Here is a 17,081-nt window from a genome sequence, read left to right on the forward strand (position 1 = left end):
TGGCCGATTGCAGTCTAGGCCGCGTCGGCGAGGCGCTTTCTCAGCTCGTTCATCATGGCTTCGTTGCCGGCCACGATATCGCCGGTTTCCATCACGTCGCCCGTGCCGGTGATCGATCCGGCATAGCCGCCCGCCTCGCGCACCATCACGATGCCCGCCGCGATGTCCCAGGGCTGCAGCGTGCGCTCCCAGAACCCGTCAAACCGGCCCGCTGCGGTCCAGGCCAGGTCCAGCGACGCCGCGCCATAGCGCCGTATGCCGGCCGCGAACGGCATGATCTTGTGCAGTTCTTTCAGGAATTGCGCGTGGCCCTTCTTGCCGAAATAGGGCGTCCCGGTCGCGATCACGCATTCTTCCAGGTGGCGGCGCGAGGAAACGCGCAGGCGCCGGTCATTCATGTAGGCGCCGCGCCCTTTTTCGGCGTGGAACAGCTCGTCGGAGGCCGGATTGTAGATCACGCCCGCGATCAGTTCGCCTTCACGCTCCAGCGCGATGGAGACCGCGAAATGGGGCTGGGCGTGGAGGAAGTTCAGCGTGCCGTCCAGCGGATCGACGATCCAGCGATGGGTCTTGTCGCTGCCTTCGACCGCGCCGCGTTCTTCCATCAGGAAGCCATAGCCGGGCCGGGCCCGCGACAGCTCGTCGAAGATGATTTCCTCGGCTTTGAAGTCGGCCTTGGAGACGAAATCGGCCGGGCCTTTCTTCGAGACCTGCAGATTCTCGATCTCGTTGAAGTCGCGCGCCAGCCGGCGGCCCGCCTTGCGGGCCGCATCGGTCATCACCTGAATCAGTGCAGAAACCTGTCCCAAGACCCTAGTCCGCCCGTCGCACGTAGCTGCCGTCTTCGGTCGCGACGACGATGCGCTCGCCCACGCCCACGAAGGGCGGCACCTGGCTGCGCACATCGTTGGTCAGGATGGCCGGCTTGTAGGAATTGGCCGCGGTCTGGCCCTTCACCACCGGCTCGGTGTCGATGACTTCCATCTCCACGTGCTGGGGCAGGGAAAAGCCGATGGGCCGCTCTTCGTGAAATTCCAGCGTCACCATCATGCCGTCCGACAGGAAGGCGGCGCGCTCGGTGCCGACGAATTCCATCGGCAGGGCGATCTGCTCGTAGCTCTCGGTGTCCATGAAGGTCAGCATGTCGCCGTCGGAGAACAGGAATTGGTGATCCTTCTGCTCCAGGCGCACGCGCTCCACCTTGTCGGCGGACCGGAAACGCTCGTTCAGCTTGCGGCCGTCGATCAAATTCTTCAGCTCGACCTGGGCGAAGGCGCCGCCCTTGCCCGGCTTGACGTGATCGGTCTTGACCGCGACCCACAGGCCGCCGTCGTGCTGGATCACATTGCCCGGTCTGATTTCGTTACCGTTGATCTTCATCGAAAATGTCGTCCTGGAATGGCGGGCGGAAGGAGGCGTGCCGGCCTGTCATGAAGCTCTCTCGCGCATGATGCGGGCGCGAGGGCCTGTGCGGCGCCCCTTTAACAGCACCGCCCCGGCGGGGCAAGGCAGATGGGCGGCGAACTAGAAGTCGGCCGCCGTCAGGATCGCCTGTTCGCGCACCTGGGCGGCCACGGCCGGATCGAGCACGCGTTCCAGCGCCGCTTCCAGCTGCGCCCGGTCGCTGTCTTCGGCCAGGCTGCCCTGGCCGGGCTGGCCGGCCCGCAACACCCAGAGATAGGCGTCGCGCCGGTTGACCGCCGCGCCTTCGCCGGTCGCCAGCGCATAGGCCAGCAGGAACTGGCTTTCCGCGTCGCCGGCCCGGGCCCCCGCCTGCGCCCAGCTCACCGCGCGCGCCGGATCGGCCGGCACGCCCTCGCCCTGGAAATACAGCAGCGCGGTCTGGCCCATCGCGGCGGGAAGATTCATTTCGGCGGCCATCTCGACCAGTTCGGCGCCGTGCGCCTGGTCTTGCGCGCCCGCTTCGCCAGACAGGTAGAGCAGGCCGGCCTGAAGCGCGGCGTGGGGATCGCCGGCCAGTCCGCCGCGCTCGTACCAGTCGAGCGCCCGGGCCGGGTCGTGCGGGCCGTGCACCCATTGGTCGAGCGCGATCGCATATTCCGAATAGGCCTGGGCATAGCCGGACTCCGCCGACAGGCGCAGCCAGTCCAGCGTGTCCGACGCGCGCGCCGGATCGCCGCTTTCCATCAGGTAGAGGCCGTATTCAAGCGCCGCGCGCGCATCCCCGGTCTGGGCCGCCCGGTCGAGATAATCGCCCGCCTGCCAGGCCGACAGGCCGCCGCGCTCGGCCTGGGCCAGGCGCGACAGGGCGATCAGCGCATCGGGTTCGCCGCGTTCGGCCGCGCGGGTGAACCAGCGCACCGCCGCCCGGTCGTCCGGCTCGCCGTCCAGCCCGTGCAGCTTGATATGACCGGCGAGCGTGGCGCCGCGCGCCTCGCCTGCGGCCGCAGCGCGCTCGGCATGCAGCAGTGCGCCGGCATAATCGCCGACCAGATAGGCGCCCGACGCCTGTGCCATGGCGGCATTGGAGGTCGAGCGGCCCTCGACGGCGTCGCCGGCGCGATTGCGGTTGATTTCGTCGGCCAGGCTCGGCGGGAGTGACGGGTCGTCCTGGGCCAGCGCGCCGAAGGGCAGCGCTAGGAGGAGGCCAAGAGCTGCGAGAAGGCCTCGACCCCGGCCTGCGGTCCGTCCGGATAGGCCCAGACCCCGGAGGACACGGCGATATAGTCCGCGCCCGCCTCGATCAGAGGCCGGGCATTGTCCGGCGTGATACCGCCGATCGCGACACAGGGAATTTCGAATATCTCGCTCCACCATTCGAGGATCTCTATCGGCGCGGTGGCCTTGGGCTGCTTGGTCTGCGTCGGGTAAAAGGCTCCGAACGCGACGTAATCAGCCCCTTTCTCGCCCGCGTTCATGGCCAAATCGCGGCTATTGTGACACGTCACGCCGACGATCGCCTCCTTGCCCATCGTGGCGCGCGCCTCGGCGTAGGGCGTATCGGACAGGCCGACATGCACGCCATCGGCGCCGAACTCGCGGGCGAGGTCCGGGGAATCGTTCACGATGGCCGCGACACCGCGCGCCCTGGCGATCTCGATCAGGCGCGGCAGGTAACTGCGCACCTCCGCCTCGCTGTGCTCCTTCAGCCGGATCTGCAGGGCCGCGACCGGCCCGGCATCGAGCACGGACTCCAGCAGGGCGGGAAAGGCATCGTCGATGCGCGGCGGGGTGAGAAGATAGAGCTGGGCTTTCATGAGGGCGGAGTAGCGCAGGATCAGCCGCGGGGGAAGTGGGCGATACCGCCTGGGGCCAGACTTCAGCGCCCGCTCGACTGAATGCCCATGGCCCAGATCGCCCCGATGAAGCCGCCCTTGACCCGGGGCAGAAGGAGCAGGACCCCCGCCATGAGCACGAAAGCGGACATGGGGATGAGCACGATTTGCGGCGCGCCGCTGAAGGCCAGAAACAGCGCGGCCGGCACGACGACCGGGCCGAGCAGCAGGATGGTCAGCCAGGATGGGCCGTCCTCGGCCCGGATGGCCGACAGGTCCTCTCCACAGCTTGCGCAGGTCGCGACCGGTTTAAGGTATCCGGTGAACAGGCGGCCTCTGCCGCACGCCGGGCAACGATGGCGCACGCCGCGCCAGATAGCCCGGCCGGTCGGACGCGCCGGCGGAGTGGAAAGCCGGTTTGTCATTAAGGGAGGTTCCGGAATGGAGCTGATGACCCTTGCTTCCCGTCTCGGAAGCAAGTTGATATATCTGAACTGATGTTTTAAACATCTATTATCATGCCTAGGATACATAGATGATCACTGGACCTCAAGTCCGCGCGGCGCGTGCGCTCCTCGGCATCGACCAGAAGACTCTGGCCGAACTTGCAGGACTGTCCGTGCCGACAATCCAGCGCATGGAAGCCAGCCACGCCAATGTGCGCGGTGTCGTCGATAGCCTGACCAGGGTCGTGGCGGCGCTCGAACTCGCCGGTGTCGAACTCATCGCGGACGGCGCTGCCAGCACGGCAGGCGGACGCGGTGTGCGGCTGAAGACACCTCCACCCGGACCCTGATCCCTCAACCCCCGCGACGGCGACCGCCGACGACATGCCGACGATCCCGCCGCAACCTTTCCAAGGTGCGGCCACACATGAAAGACCAGACCCCAGGACAGAGCGGCGCTCCTCGCTTCGCCGAGCTCTTCACCCCGAAACTCGTCACCGTCCTGCGCGAAGGTTACGGCCTGGCCCAGTTGCGCGCGGACGCCATGGCCGGGTTGACGGTGGCCATCATCGCCTTGCCGCTCTCCATGGCCATTGCGATTGCGTCGGGCGCCACTCCGGCGCAGGGCCTCTACACCGCCATCGTAGGCGGATTTCTCGTCTCCATGCTCGGCGGCTCGCGCTTCCAGGTCGGCGGTCCGGCCGGCGCCTTCATCGTTCTGGTGGCCAGCACCGTCGCGCTCCACGGAATGGACGGGCTGATCCTCGCGACGCTGCTGTCGGGGCTGATGCTGGCCGCTCTCGGCTTCCTGCGACTCGGCGTCTTCATAAAGTTCATTCCCTTTCCGGTGACCATCGGGTTCACGGCAGGCATTGCGGTGATCATCTTCGCCAGCCAGATCAGGGCGCTGTTCGGGCTGGCGCTGGAGTCTGAGCCAGGCGAGCTTCTGGAGAAGCTTCCCGCCTTGTGGGCGGTCCGCGAGAGCGTCACGCCGGCTGCGGTCCTCCTGTCCGCCGCGACAATTGCAATCATCCTTGGCTTGCGCCGCTGGCGTCCGCACTGGCCGGGCATGCTGATCGCGATCGGACTGGCTGCGGCGGGCGCCGCCCTCCTGGGGCTGCCCGTCGAGACGATCGGCACCAGGTACGGCGGCATCCCGTCCTCGCTGCCGGTGCCCAGCCTGCCGGACCTGTCGATGGACAAGGTCGTGGCGGTGCTGCCGGCCGCGATCTCCTTCACCCTGCTCGGCTCGATCGAGTCCCTCTTGTCGGCGGTCGTCGCCGACGGCATGACCGGGCGGCGTCACCGGTCGAATTGCGAGCTGGTCGCGCAGGGCGCGGCCAATATCGGATCGGCCCTGTTCGGGGGTTTCTGCGTGACGGGAACCATCGCGCGCACCGCGACCAACGTGCGCGCCGGGGCGCACGGCCCGGTCGCGGGGATGCTCCACGCCCTGTTCCTGCTTGCATTCATGCTCGTTGCCGCGCCTCTGGCGTCCTACATTCCGCTGGCGGCGCTGGCCGGCGTTCTGGCCGTGGTCGCCTGGAACATGATCGAGAAGCCCGCCATTGCGATCCTCGTGCGCTCCGGCTGGGGCGAGGCGACGGTGCTGGGCGCCACCTTTTTCCTGACCGTCTTCCGCGATCTGACCGAGGCTATTGTCGTCGGCGTGGCCCTTGGCTCGGTTCTTTTCATCCACCGCATGAGCCGCACGACACAGATCGCCACCAACACCGCCTTCGTCGGTCGCGACGAGGCCGACACGGCCCACGAGCGCGGCGATTATCGCGAGGAGCGGGCCGCAAACCCGGATACCGTCATCTACCGCATCAACGGGGCGCTGTTCTTCGGCGCAGCGGCCTCCATCGGCTCGGTTCTCGACCGCATCCAGGACGGCCACAAAGTCCTGATCGTCGACTTCTCGGCGGTGCCTTTCCTGGATTCGACCGGGGCCAACATGATCGAGGGCCTGGCTCGCAAGGCGCGCAAGCGCGGGGTCACGCTCTGGCTCACGGGGGCAAGCCGCGACATCCGGCGCACCCTGCTGACCCATGGACTGAAGCGGCCCTGGGCCCATTACAGGACGAGCATCGACGCCGCTCTAGCGGCGGGCCGCGCCATCGAATAACCAGCCCCCCTTTCCTGACGAACGTCAGGACCCAGGAGAGGACGGGGCGCCAATGCCCGTCATCCGACCCTTCGAGGCCCGGCTGCGCCGGGCACCTCAGGGTGAGGGGGATGGGTGACATCGGCTGCGGGGGGCATTCGATTCAACGCCTCATCGTCGACCCCACCCACTTCCCTCATGCTGAGGTGCGAGCGAAGCGAGCCTCGAAGCATCGGACGGCAAGTACCGCCCCAACCCTTCGTCATTCCGGGCGAGCAAAGCGAGAGCCGGAACCCAGAGAGGGCAGGGCGCTGCCATCCCATAACCAGCCCCCTCTTTAGTGACGAACGTCAGGACCCAGACCGGCCAGAGCGCCAACGCCCGTCATCCGACCCTTCGAGGCCCGGCTGCGCCGGGCACCTCAGGGTGAGGGGGATGGGCGACATCGGCTGCGGGGGGCATTCGATTCAACAACTCATCGTCGACCCCACCCATACCCTCATGCTGAGGTGCGAGCGAAGCGAGCCTCGAAGCATCGGACGGCAGCTGCCACCCCCTCCCTTCGTCATTCCGGGCGAGCGTAGCGAGACCCGGAACCCAGAGAGGACAGGGTGCTGCCATAGAAAAAGCTGAAACCCCGGCCGAGCGAAGCGAGAGCCGGGGCCTCTCGTCAGCAAACTCACCGCGAAGACGAACTCGCCCTCACCCCGCCGGATCGCCGAGGATGGGTTCGAACCCGCCATGGATCATGCGCTGGCCGTCGAAGGGCATCGTCATCTCGGCCATCGCCGGGTCGTCCATCATCTTCTGCCAGGCCTCGTCGCGTACCGCCCTGGACGGCCAGACCACCCAGGAGAAGACGACGCTCTCGTCCGGCTTTCGCATGACGGCGGTATGCAGGGAGTTGACCTTGCCCTCGGGCACATCGTCGCCCCAGCATTCGACGACCGAGAGCGCGCCGTATTTTTTAAAGACCGGCTCGGCCTCCGCGGCATGCTTGCGATAGGCGTCCTTGTTGGCGGTCGGCACCGCCGCGATAAATCCGTCTACATACGCCATGATCCTGTCCTCCTTGGTGTGTTGATCACGCTTTCCTGCCCGCCGCTTCCAAGGCGGCGGCACCTCACGACGCGGCTTTCCCGGCGCGCCCGGCAATCTCGCGCGCGAGCGTTTCGAGCTGATCGGCGGCGACGCCCCAGCCTTCGTGAAAGCCCATCGCCTCATGACGCTCGCGTGCCTCGACCGACCAGTGACGCGCGCTGGCACGATACAGCGTGCCGCCGCCGGGCGCATCGGCAAACGTAATGCTCGCCGCCATGAAGGGCGTGCCGGAGCCGGGCTGCCAGTCTCCGACAAAGGCGTCGGTGAAGACCAGGCGATGACCGGGTTCGACCTCCACGAATTGACCGCGATTGGGCACCACCTCGCCGTCCGGCCCGTTCATCACCGTGTCGAAGCGGCCGCCGGGACGCAGGTCGATCTTCGCGTCCGTCACCCGCCAGGGTTTGGGGCAGAACCATTGCTCCAGCAGGTCGGGCTCGGTCCAGCAGCGCCACACGGCAGCGCGCGGGGCGTCGAGTTGGCGCTCCAGCACCAGCTCGGTTTCAGACTTGGCGTCAGGCATGTCCGGTCTCCTTCCGGTCAAACAGCTGTTCAAGATAGCGGCGCAGATGAGCCAGACTCTCGCGCGCCGGGCCGGCATGGCCCGCGCCCTTGGCCAGGATGAAGCCACCCTGCAGCACGGCCTGCGTATGTAGAGCCAGGCTCTGCGCGCTCGGTGCGTCTGGCGGACCGCAGAGCGCGAGCGCCTCGGCGAAATCGGCTTCCAGCGTGTGCGCGTGGCCGGTCACGCAGGCATAGGCCGCATCCCGGATCGCGGGGGCGCTCTCATGGACTTCCTGAATCATCGTGCCGGCAAAGCAGGTAAATTCCGGCACCGTGCCGGCCAGCAGCGCATCGCGGAAATCGAGATAGGCGAAGATGCGGTCCAGCGCGTCGTCCGGGTCGTGATAGGGCGCGGTCTCGAACAGCGCCCCGGTCGTCTCCGACCAGTGTGCCGCCGCCGCGACCGCGAGATCGTCCTTGCTGGCAAAATGGTGAAAGAAGGCGCCCTTGGTCGCGCCCGCCTCGGCGCACAGCGCGTCGACCGTGGTGGCCGCATAGCCGGTCTCGCGGATCAGCTTCAGCGCCGCATCGAGCAGGCGCTCGCGGGCATTGGGCCGGCGGCTTGCCGGAACGGACGGGCAGCCGGGTGCCTGACCGGAGGCAGACGAAAGCGGAGAGGGTGAAGCACTCTTGCTCATGACGATCTGAAAAACCCGATACTCTGAAAAACCCCGGCAGTCTGAAATCCCGGCCGGCCGAAGCGAAAGCCGGGGTCTCTGGAAAATCAATCTCCAAAAGGTCCCGGGCCTCGCCCGGGATTTCAGGGCGTGTGATCTGCCTGAATCCCGGGCGGCCCGCGACGCTCACGCGGCTTGATACTTGAACATACCGACTGGTTGGTATGTTCGCAACCGGAATTTGACCGGGGGCCCGAAAATTATCCCCGCCGCATTATCCCCGCCGCCTGGCCCTCTCCGGCGCCCGACTTATCCCCGCTTCGAGCGAGCCCCGCAGGGCGGCTTTATCCCCGCTTCGGCCACGAAAAAGCCGGCGACCCCTCTCGGAATCGCCGGCTCGTGTCGTTTAGTGGCCCGGTCGTGTCGCAGCGCAGGGCGGTAATCGCGACATAGCGGCGTTCAAACGCCCTGCCTGCATGGAGGCTGTGTCAGGGTAGACGCAGGCTATGCGCCCGTCTTCTCCAGCTCGGGCGACCACTCGCCGAGCGCGGCGAGACCGTTCATCCGGGCGCGGTGATTGAAGGCTTTCTGACCCGCCTCGACGTCCGTGCCGCCCCAGGCCTTGAGCGGCGCACCCTGCAGCGCGCGCCCGTAGGAGAAGGTCATCGGCCAGGGCAGGTCGAAGCCGGACGTCATCGCGTTGAGGTGCGCGGTCGCGTCCTCGTCGCTTTGCCCGCCCGACAGGAAGGCGATGCCCGGCACCGCCGCCGGGACCGCATTCTTCAGACATTGTATAGTCATTTCAGCGACTTCATCGCGGCTCGCCTGTTCCGGACAGGTGCTGCCGGAGATCACCATGTTCGGCTTCAGGATGGTGCCTTCCAGCATGATGCCCTGCTCGAACAGCTCTTCGTAAAGGCGCTTCAGGGTGAACTCGGTCACCTCGTAGCAGCGCTCGATATCGTGGCTGCCATCCATGATGACTTCGGGCTCCACGATCGGCACGATATTGGCTTCCTGGCACAGCGCCGCATAGCGTGCGAGCGCATGGACATTGGTGTTTATGCAATACGGGCTCGGGATGAGGTCGTCGTCCTCGCCGCCGATATTGATCACCGCCCGCCATTTGGCGAACCGCGCACCGAGCTTGTAATATTCGGCCAGACGGCCACGCAGCCCGTCCAGACCCTCGGTGATCATCTCGCCCGGCGAGCCGGCCAGATCCTTGGCGCCGGCATCCACCTTGATGCCCGGCACCGCGCCTGCGTCCTCGATCAGCTTGACCAGCGCCGTCCCGTCCTTGGCCAGCTGGCGGATCGTTTCGTCATACAGGATGACGCCGGAGACATGGTCGCTCATGGCCGGCTCGGTGCGGAACAGCATCTCGCGCCAGTCGCGGCGATTGTCTTCGGTGTTCTCGATATTGATCGATTTGAAGCGCTTGCCGATCGTGCCTGTGCTTTCGTCGGCGGCCAGAATGCCCTTGCCCGGGGCCATCATGCGAAGCGCGGTTTCGTAGAGCTGGTCGATATCCATTCAGTCCCCCAACAAGGTCAAAATCTCAAGCATACAAGGCCGGTCGCGTAGATCGTCAGGCGCGTTCAGTCCTCTTTCAGGACCGCCACGCCAGGCAGTGTCTTGCCTTCCAGCCATTCCAGAAAGGCCCCGCCGGCCGTCGACACGAAGGTGAAGTCTTCGGCCACGCCAGCGTGATTGAGCGCCGCGACCGTATCGCCGCCGCCGGCGACGGCCACCAGATTGTGGTTACGTGCGCGCCCGGCCGCGAAGTTCGCCGCTTCGACCGTGGCCGTATCGAAGGGCGGCGTTTCGAACGCGCCCAGCGGACCGTTCCAGACCAAAGTGCGCGCCGCCGCGATGGCGTCGGCCAGCCGGTCGACCGTGTCGGGACCGCAATCGAGCATCATCTCGTCAGGCTTGATGTCGTCGACCTGGGCCACGCGCCGTTCGGCGTGCGCCTTGAATTCCTTGGTCACAACCCCGTCCACCGGCAGCAGGATGTCGCAATCGGACTGGCCCGCAATGTCCAGAATCTCGCGCGCCGTCGTCAACAGATCGGCCTCGTGCAGCGATGCGCCGACATCATGGCCCTTGGCCGCCAGGAAGGTGTTGGCCATCGCCCCGCCGACAAAGAGCCGGTCAACTTTCGAGACCAGATTCTTCAGCAAATCCAGCTTGGTGGAGACTTTAGCGCCGCCCACGACCGCGAGCAGCGGGCGCGTCGGCGCTTCCAGGGCCGCGGTCAGATGGTCGATTTCGCGCTCCATCGCCTTGCCCGCATAGGCAGGAAGGTGATGAGCCACGCCCTCGGTGGAGGCGTGCGCGCGATGGGCCGCGGAGAAGGCGTCGTTCACGTAGAGATCGGCCAGGCCCGCCAGTCTGGCCGCAAACTCGGGATCGTTGGCCTCTTCGCCCGCGTGAAAGCGGGTATTCTCCAGAAGCAGGACGTCGCCGGTCTGAAGTGCTTTGGCGGCCCGCTCCGCGCTCTCGCCGACACAATCTTCGGCAAACAAGACCTTGGTCGCGAGCAGCTCGCTGAGCGGGGCCAGGACCGGACGCAAGCTCATGTCCGGCTCGCGCGCACCCTTGGGCCGGCCGAAATGGGCGGCCAGGATGACTTTCGCGCCATGCGACCGCAGCCACGCGATCGTGGGCAGCGCCGCCTTCAGCCGGGTATCGTCGGTGACCTGGCCTTCGCGCATGGGCACGTTGAAATCGACGCGCACCAGCACACGCTTCCCGTCAACCTCGGCGTCTTCGATTCGGCGCAACATGGCAGGTCCCTTTGTCAGGCAGCAGGGTCGGACGGGTCTAGAGCGTGCGCCCCATGGCGACCGTAGTGTCGATCATCCGGCAGGCGAAGCCCCATTCATTGTCATACCACGTCATGACGCGCGCCAGCCTGCCATCGACAACATTCGTCTTGTCGATGGCCACGATCGAGGAGCGCGCATCGTGATTATAGTCGATCGAGACCAGCGGGATCTCGTCAAAGCCGAGCACTCCCTTCATGGCGCCTTCAGCCGCCGCCTTGATCGCGGCGTTGATTTCCTCCGCCGTGGTCTCGCGCGACGGGGTGAAGACCAGGTCGATCAGCGAGACGTTCGGGGTCGGGACGCGGACCGAAGCACCGTCCAGCTTGCCCTTCAGCTCGGGCAGGACTTCGCCGACGGCCTTGGCCGCACCGGTCGTGGTCGGGATTATCGACATCGCCGCGGCACGGGCGCGGTGCAGATCCTTGTGGTTGCGGTCCAGCGTGGGCTGGTCGCCGGTATAGGCGTGGATCGTGGTCATGTGGCCGCGCTCGATGCCGATCGCGTCGTTGAGCACCTTCGCGACCGGCGCCAGACCGTTGGTCGTACACGAGGCATTGGACACGATGACATCGTCGGCCGTCAGGGATTCGTGGTTCACACCGAAGACGATGGTCTTGTCGGCATTCTTGGCCGGGGCCGAGCACAGCACGCGCTTTGCACCGCTGGCGATATGGGCCATCGCGGCGTCCTTGGAATTGAACTTGCCGGTGCATTCCAGAACGATGTCGATCCCCAGATCCTTCCAGGGCAGCTGGGAAGGATCGCGGTTGGAGACCTTCTGAATCCGGCCGAAACCGGCATCGAACCAGTCCGGCCCGGTCTCGATCTCGCCGGGATAGCGGCCATGCACGCTATCGTATTTGAGCAGGTGGGCGTTGATTTCCGACGTTGCGGAATCGTTGATCGCCACGACTTCGACTTCTTCCCAGCGCTTGTGCTCGAGCACCGCGCGCAGCGCCAGACGACCGATCCGGCCAAACCCGTTGATCGCAACACGAAGGGCCATGAACCCGCTCCTTTGATGGTGTGAAACGCAACGGGACGATGACCCGCGCGCACGGCATTTCCCAGTTGCGCGGCGGTTTAGCCGCTTCCGGTTGCGAGGTCCATAGCCCGCGCCACCCTCAGCCCGCCACGCCGTACCAGGCTAAGCTTCCAGACGGGTCTTGAGCCTCTGCATGAACTCCATGCAGGCGTCGATCTGGGAGAGTTCGATGAATTCGTCGCCCTGGTGGGCCTGCTCGATCGACCCGGGTCCGCATACCACGACCGACAGGCCGGCATCCTGGAACTGGCCCGCTTCGGTCCCGTAGGCGACCGTTCGCGGAGAATTGTCGCCGGTCAGGGCGCGCGCGAGCTCTTCAGCCGGTCCGTTTTCTTCGGGACGTAGCGGCGGCACGTTCGATCTCGGGCTGACCACGATACGCGAATCCGGTGCGGCCTTCTTCATGCGGGCCTCGACCTCGGCAGCCTTCTGGCGCAGGCGTTCGCCGAGCGCCGGCCCGTCATCCCAGGGCGCAGGCCGCATCAGCCAGGCGAACCAGGCGTGCCGGGCCAGGATGTTCACCGCCGTGCCGCCCCCCATCTGGCCGATGGTCAGCGTGCCGTAAGGCGGGTTGAACGGGCTGTCGGCAGGCGCAGCCTGCTTCATCGTTTCAGCTTCCTGGGTCAGGAAATGCATCAGCTCGACCGCATGGGTGACCGCGCACGCGCCGTCATTGACCAGGCTGGAATGAGCTTCCTTGCCATGGACTTCGACCCGCATGGAGAACAGGCCCTTATGGCCCGTCACCACCCGCATGTCGGTGGGCTCGCCCACGATCACGAGAGCCGGGCGCGGTTGTCCGGCGACCATCTTCTCGATCATCGCCGGAGCGCCGAGGCAGCCGACTTCCTCGTCGTAGGAAAAGGCGAAATGAACCGGTCGCTTCAGATCGGCCTTGGCCAGTTCCGGCGCGGCCGCGAGCGCGCAGGCGATGAAGCCCTTCATGTCGCACGTCCCGCGCCCGTAGAGCCGCCCGTCGCGCTCGTCGACCGCGAACGGATCGCTGGTCCAGTCCTGTCCATCGACGGGCACGACGTCAGTGTGGCCGGACAGAACCACACCGCCGTCCACATCCGGCCCGAGGATGGCGTGGAGGTTCGCCTTGCTGCCGTCGGCGCTGGCGGTGCGTTCGATGCGCGCGCCGAGCCCGCTCAGATACGCTTCTACCCAGTCGATCAGCACAAGGTTGGAATTACGGGACGTCGTGTCGAAACCGACAAGCGTCTCGAGTATGGCGCGCGCGTCGCTCGGGCTCATTCGTTACCGTCGCCCGCCCCGGGATCTCCCTCTGCCTCGTCGGCGGCATCTTCGGGCGTCTCGGGCTGGGCCTCTTCCACCGGCAGGTCCAGTAGTTCGAGGCGGAACATCAGGGCCTGGTTCGGGCCGATCGGCCCACCGGGCGTGCCCCGCTCGCCATAGGCGAGCTCGGCGGGGATGAAGAGTGTCCAGGCTTCGCCCACGCGCATCAGCGGCAGAGCCTCGACCCAGCCCTGGATCAGGCGGTCGGACGGGAAGGTCGCCGGTTCGTTGCGCGCATAGGAGCTGTCGAAGACCTGGCCGTCCATCAACTGGCCTTCATAGTGGACCGTCACCCGGTCTCCGCTGGCCGGGCTCGGAGCGGAATCATCGTCGACCGGCCGGTCGATGCGCAGGGACAAGCCCGACTGAAGTGTCACGACACAGGTCTGCGCGCGCGCCGCCTCCATGAAGGCCTGCGACATGGTGCTGTTGAAGACGAGCGGATCGCCCAGCGCCGTCAGCCCCTCGACCGAGAATTCGAACTCGCCCGGCTCGCCACCCTCGCAGGCGCGGGCCTCGGCCAGCACCTCGCGGGTTTCGACGTCGCTGGCGGGCGCTCCGGCGCGCGTTGCCGCGTCGCTCTGGCCCTCATCGGACGCGCCGCCGCCGCACGCGGCCAGGACGAGGAATGACGAAGCAAGAAGAAAACGGGTCACGGGCCAATCCTTATGACAAACAATGGGTAGTGGCCGGGCTCTGACCCGGCCGGGTGTTGCGGCGCACTCTAGCAGGCCGTTTCAGCCAGTCGAGCCCGCCTGCCGGCGCGCTACCGGCCTGCACCTTCGGGGCGGTCGCCTGCGCTCTCGCCGGAGCGGGGCAGGATGGTTACGCGGAAGGCGCGGTCCGGCTGCAGATACCGGGCTGCCGCCTCGGCGATCTCGTCGGCGCCGATCGTGCGGTAGTCTTCCATCATGGAGCGAATCTCGTCGAGACGGTCGGGCTCGCGCTGGGCCCGAGACAGCACACGCAGCCACCAGGGATTGGTTTCCCGCGCCTCTTCGATGCTTTCCAGGATGGGCTGGCGCGCCCGCAGCATCTCGTCTTCGCTGATATCGCCCGCGGCCAGTTCGGCAGCCAGCTCATCGGCGATCTCGTACATGCGGTCGATCTCGCGCGATTCCACGTCGAGACCGACCCACAGATAGCCGTAGTCTTCGAACACATCCGATTGTGTGCTCGACACGATGGCCGAATACGTCGCCCCTTCCTGCTCGCGGAAGCGATCCGTCGCCTTCAGGTCGTAGACTGCGCGCATCAAGGTCAGCACCCGGGCGCGTCGAATGTCCATCCCGTCATCGGTCGGCCAGTACACGTTGGCCATGGCCTGATAGTCCTGTCCGTTGAAGCGGACAATCTCGGGCGTTTCAGTGGCTGCCGGGAACTCGACATCGCGATTCTCGTCATAGGCGGGCCAATCGCTCTCGCGTTCGGGGAGTGCCCCGAAGGTCCGTGCGATCACGGAAACGACTTCTTCGGTCGTGATGTCGCCGACCACGGTGATCTCGACCGGGGCGCTTTCAAGCGCCGGCGAGAGGAATTCGCGACCCGCCTCCATCGAAAAGCCGGCAATCTCGCTTTCCGTCGGGAAGCCCCAGCGCGGATCGCCGCTGCGCAGCATGCGCGCGACGCGGTTGGTGGCCACCTGAACAGCCTGGGCATTCATGCCACGCCGGATCTCCTCGGCGATGGCGCGGAACTGGTTCAGCCCGTCGGCACGCCAGCCGGGCGCGGTCATGAAGGCGGTCATCACCTGCATCTGCAGTTCAAAATCGGTTGGCGTGGTTGTCTCGGAAAACACGAAGCTGTCCTCGGAAACATTCAGCCCGTAGCCGACCGAGCGCCCCGCCAGGATGCGCTGGAGCTCGTCGCGGCTGTGGGCTTCCAGCCCGGCACCGCCGAACACCGCCCCAAGAATGGTTCCCGCTGCCGGGACAGGCTGCGGTGTCAGATCCCCGGCGCCGAACTCGACTCGAACGCGGATCGCATTGTCTTCGAAATCGGTCGTCTTCACGTTCACGCGGACGCCGTTGTCAAAGATCAGCTGGTCGACGCCGAGGTCCTCGATCCGGTCGCGCGACACTACCTCGCCCGGCTCGCCGAACTCGGTATAGGCGAACGCCATGTCGCCTGTCTCGGCCGGCGGTTCGACTTCGGTACCGGCACTCGCCTGCCACGCCTGACGCACGGTCTCTTCAGGGGCATCGACCTCCTGGTTGGCAGCGACGTAGACTTGCGGCGGCGATTGGGTCCAGACGTCACGGAATGCCGCCTCGACCGCCTCGACCGTGATATCGCCGCGATAAGCCTCGAACCATTGCAGATCATAGGCCGGGGTCGTGAAGACGTCGCCCGACTGCCAGGCCTGCCAGAAGGAATCGGCCAGGCTGGCGCTGTCGCGCGTGCCGGCCTGCTCGGCGGAATCCCGCAAGGCCGTGTGCAGATTGGCCATCTGCTCGTTGAGCTCGGCCTGCGTGAAGCCGTGCTCCAGCGCCCGGCGCAGTTCCTGTTCGACGACGCCCAGGCCCTCCGCCCAGTTCTCGGGTGAGGAGACCGCGAGAAGATTGGCCCGCCGCGCCAGGTCGAAATCGCTCGTATAGGACAGATTGGCCTGGACCAGCGGGGAGTTGCCCGAATTGATGAGGCTCTGGAGCCGGCGCTGGACAATCGCGTTGCCCAGCCGGACGCGCAGCGCCCGCTGCCTGTTGGCGATGGTGTCGAGATCGCCCGCCCCCGGCTCGATCACGTCCACACTGATCAAGGTGAACACTTCCGGATCGTAGAAATAGCCGAATGAGGCGTCGGTGACGGGGGGCACGATCCCGATGTCGGGATCTCCGCGCGCGTCGTCGGGCTGCTCCCAGCTGGCAAAACTCGCGACATGGTCGACGTCCAGACCTGGTACCGAATAGTCGAACCCATCGCGAATCTTCGCCTCGATCGCATCCGGGTCAACATCCCCCGCGACGACCAGGAGGGCGCGCTCCGGCGTGTAGTAGTTGTCGTAATAGTCGGCGAACGCCTCGGCTTGCGCGGTCTCGATCACATCGGTCGTGCCGATCGCGTCGCGCTCGGCGATCAGCGTCTCGGGATAGAGAAATTCATAGTAGGCATTGAAAAAGCGCCGCACCGGCGTGTTGCGAAAGCGCTCCTCGCTCAACACGATGCCGCGCTCGCGATCGATCGCTTCGGGATCGAACGTCATCTCCGATGCCGTCTCGCGCAACAGGAACAGCCCGGTCTCGACGATCTGGTCGTCCGTGCTGGGGAGCGCGAGCTGATAGCCGACCACGTCCCGCCCGGTGAAGGCATTGGTATCCGGCCCGAAGGCCAGCCCGTACCGCTCGAGCAGCGGCACCATTTCGCCTTCAGGCACATTCGTCGTGCCGTTGAAGGCCATATGCTCGATGAAGTGAGCCAGACCGCGCTGGTGATCGGCTTCGGCCAGCGACCCGGCATCGAAGATCAGGCGCAGCGCCGCTGCGTCGGTCGGCGTATCGTTGACCAGAATGGCGTAACGCATGCCGTTGTCGAGCACGCCGTACCGGACGTCGTCGTCGGCCGGCAGGTCGCTTGCCTCATGCGGCCAGTCCGCGGCCTCGAAGGCCGCCCGCAGCGCCTCGTTCTGCTCGTCCGCGGGCGACCGGGTCTCGTTCCGCGCATCCGGCGTGTCCGATTGGTCGGGACCGCAAGCCTGCAAGAGGAGCCCGAAAGCGAGAACGAGGAAGAGCGAGAACCTGGACGCCGACGTCATGATGGGAGACGGGCCTTTCCTGATAGAACCGTGTTGCGGTGCGAAGGTAAGCCAGACACGCCTGCCTGCAAGTGAATTCCC

At 66.2% G+C, this 17,081-nt stretch carries 16 protein-coding genes; 2 read left to right on the top strand and 14 right to left on the bottom strand.

Annotation, left to right across the window (positions count from 1 at the left end; genetic code table 11):
• Window positions 1-14: 14 nt before the first annotated feature.
• The 5 genes from E5162_RS08255 to E5162_RS08275 all read right to left on the bottom strand — a co-directional run bounded on the left by E5162_RS08255 (window position 15) and on the right by E5162_RS08275 (window position 3,661).
• On the bottom strand, window positions 15-809 hold the full coding sequence (locus E5162_RS08255; RefSeq protein ID WP_371872227.1) for an inositol monophosphatase family protein: 795 nt from the start codon (window positions 807-809) through the stop codon (window positions 15-17).
• Between the two features lie 4 nt (window positions 810-813).
• A complete protein-coding gene (gene efp, locus E5162_RS08260; protein ID WP_135944756.1) occupies window positions 814-1,380 on the bottom strand; it encodes an elongation factor P in 567 nt (188 codons plus the stop codon).
• A 144-nt stretch (window positions 1,381-1,524) separates the two neighbouring features.
• Entirely contained in the window at window positions 1,525-2,478 is a 954-nt protein-coding gene (locus tag E5162_RS08265) for a tetratricopeptide repeat protein (RefSeq protein ID WP_135944758.1), read from the bottom strand.
• Window positions 2,479-2,597: 119 nt separating this feature from the next.
• Window positions 2,598-3,218, bottom strand: a complete 621-nt coding sequence (gene thiE / locus E5162_RS08270) for a thiamine phosphate synthase (RefSeq protein ID WP_135944760.1) — start codon at window positions 3,216-3,218, stop codon at window positions 2,598-2,600.
• A 62-nt stretch (window positions 3,219-3,280) separates the two neighbouring features.
• On the bottom strand, window positions 3,281-3,661 hold the full coding sequence (locus tag E5162_RS08275) for a DUF983 domain-containing protein (protein ID WP_135944762.1): 381 nt from the start codon (window positions 3,659-3,661) through the stop codon (window positions 3,281-3,283).
• Between the two features lie 110 nt (window positions 3,662-3,771).
• On the opposite strand from E5162_RS08275, the gene E5162_RS08280 reads away from it, so the two are divergent.
• Window positions 3,772-4,032 carry a helix-turn-helix domain-containing protein gene (locus E5162_RS08280; RefSeq protein ID WP_135944764.1) on the top strand — a complete coding sequence of 87 codons (261 nt, stop codon included), beginning with the start codon at window positions 3,772-3,774 and terminating at the stop codon, window positions 4,030-4,032.
• Window positions 4,033-4,109: 77 nt separating this feature from the next.
• A complete protein-coding gene (locus tag E5162_RS08285; protein WP_135944766.1) occupies window positions 4,110-5,810 on the top strand; it encodes a SulP family inorganic anion transporter in 1,701 nt (566 codons plus the stop codon).
• A 681-nt stretch (window positions 5,811-6,491) separates the two neighbouring features.
• Here E5162_RS08285 and E5162_RS08290 read toward each other — a convergent pair.
• From E5162_RS08290 to E5162_RS08330, 9 genes are all read right to left on the bottom strand, one after another.
• Window positions 6,492-6,848 (bottom strand): DUF1428 domain-containing protein, encoded by a 357-nt coding sequence (locus E5162_RS08290; protein ID WP_135944768.1) that lies wholly within the window; start codon window positions 6,846-6,848, stop codon window positions 6,492-6,494.
• A gap of 64 nt (window positions 6,849-6,912) precedes the next feature.
• A complete protein-coding gene (locus E5162_RS08295; RefSeq protein ID WP_135944769.1) occupies window positions 6,913-7,413 on the bottom strand; it encodes an SRPBCC family protein in 501 nt (166 codons plus the stop codon).
• Window positions 7,406-8,092: a TetR/AcrR family transcriptional regulator gene (locus E5162_RS08300; protein WP_135944770.1), complete on the bottom strand. Its 687-nt coding sequence runs from the start codon at window positions 8,090-8,092 to the stop codon at window positions 7,406-7,408. The genes E5162_RS08295 and E5162_RS08300 overlap by 8 nt, the downstream gene beginning before the upstream one ends.
• Before the next feature lie 483 nt (window positions 8,093-8,575).
• Window positions 8,576-9,607: a class I fructose-bisphosphate aldolase gene (locus tag E5162_RS08305; RefSeq protein WP_135944771.1), complete on the bottom strand. Its 1,032-nt coding sequence runs from the start codon at window positions 9,605-9,607 to the stop codon at window positions 8,576-8,578.
• A 65-nt stretch (window positions 9,608-9,672) separates the two neighbouring features.
• Entirely contained in the window at window positions 9,673-10,863 is a 1,191-nt protein-coding gene (locus E5162_RS08310; protein ID WP_135944772.1) for a phosphoglycerate kinase, read from the bottom strand.
• Between the two features lie 37 nt (window positions 10,864-10,900).
• Window positions 10,901-11,911 carry a type I glyceraldehyde-3-phosphate dehydrogenase gene (gene gap / locus E5162_RS08315; RefSeq protein WP_135944773.1) on the bottom strand — a complete coding sequence of 337 codons (1,011 nt, stop codon included), beginning with the start codon at window positions 11,909-11,911 and terminating at the stop codon, window positions 10,901-10,903.
• A 141-nt stretch (window positions 11,912-12,052) separates the two neighbouring features.
• Window positions 12,053-13,207: an acetylornithine deacetylase gene (gene argE / locus E5162_RS08320; RefSeq protein WP_135944774.1), complete on the bottom strand. Its 1,155-nt coding sequence runs from the start codon at window positions 13,205-13,207 to the stop codon at window positions 12,053-12,055.
• Window positions 13,204-13,905, bottom strand: a complete 702-nt coding sequence (locus E5162_RS15135) for an FKBP-type peptidyl-prolyl cis-trans isomerase (protein WP_277872165.1) — start codon at window positions 13,903-13,905, stop codon at window positions 13,204-13,206. Before E5162_RS15135 ends, argE begins: the two co-directional genes overlap by 4 nt.
• 110 nt (window positions 13,906-14,015) lie before the next feature.
• A complete protein-coding gene (locus E5162_RS08330; RefSeq protein WP_135944775.1) occupies window positions 14,016-17,000 on the bottom strand; it encodes a M16 family metallopeptidase in 2,985 nt (994 codons plus the stop codon).
• Window positions 17,001-17,081 lie beyond the last annotated feature (81 nt).

It is taken from the genome of Marinicauda pacifica, from assembly GCF_004793635.1.
Classification (GTDB): domain Bacteria; phylum Pseudomonadota; class Alphaproteobacteria; order Caulobacterales; family Maricaulaceae; genus Marinicauda; species Marinicauda pacifica.

Bases quoted from the DNA above. Each gene is read 5' to 3' on its own strand.
- efp (WP_135944756.1), bottom strand. From the start codon at position 1,380: ATGAAGATCAACGGTAACGAAATCAGACCGGGCAATGTGATCCAGCAC.
- E5162_RS08265 (WP_135944758.1), bottom strand. From the start codon at position 2,478: ATGGCACAGGCGTCGGGCGCCTATCTGGTCGGCGATTATGCCGGCGCA.
- thiE (WP_135944760.1), bottom strand. From the start codon at position 3,218: ATGAAAGCCCAGCTCTATCTTCTCACCCCGCCGCGCATCGACGATGCC.
- E5162_RS08275 (WP_135944762.1), bottom strand. From the start codon at position 3,661: ATGACAAACCGGCTTTCCACTCCGCCGGCGCGTCCGACCGGCCGGGCT.
- E5162_RS08280 (WP_135944764.1), top strand. From the start codon at position 3,772: ATGATCACTGGACCTCAAGTCCGCGCGGCGCGTGCGCTCCTCGGCATC.
- E5162_RS08285 (WP_135944766.1), top strand. From the start codon at position 4,110: ATGAAAGACCAGACCCCAGGACAGAGCGGCGCTCCTCGCTTCGCCGAG.
- E5162_RS08290 (WP_135944768.1), bottom strand. From the start codon at position 6,848: ATGGCGTATGTAGACGGATTTATCGCGGCGGTGCCGACCGCCAACAAG.
- E5162_RS08295 (WP_135944769.1), bottom strand. From the start codon at position 7,413: ATGCCTGACGCCAAGTCTGAAACCGAGCTGGTGCTGGAGCGCCAACTC.
- E5162_RS08300 (WP_135944770.1), bottom strand. From the start codon at position 8,092: ATGAGCAAGAGTGCTTCACCCTCTCCGCTTTCGTCTGCCTCCGGTCAG.
- E5162_RS08305 (WP_135944771.1), bottom strand. From the start codon at position 9,607: ATGGATATCGACCAGCTCTACGAAACCGCGCTTCGCATGATGGCCCCG.
- E5162_RS08310 (WP_135944772.1), bottom strand. From the start codon at position 10,863: ATGTTGCGCCGAATCGAAGACGCCGAGGTTGACGGGAAGCGTGTGCTG.
- gap (WP_135944773.1), bottom strand. From the start codon at position 11,911: ATGGCCCTTCGTGTTGCGATCAACGGGTTTGGCCGGATCGGTCGTCTG.
- argE (WP_135944774.1), bottom strand. From the start codon at position 13,207: ATGAGCCCGAGCGACGCGCGCGCCATACTCGAGACGCTTGTCGGTTTC.
- E5162_RS08330 (WP_135944775.1), bottom strand. From the start codon at position 17,000: ATGACGTCGGCGTCCAGGTTCTCGCTCTTCCTCGTTCTCGCTTTCGGG.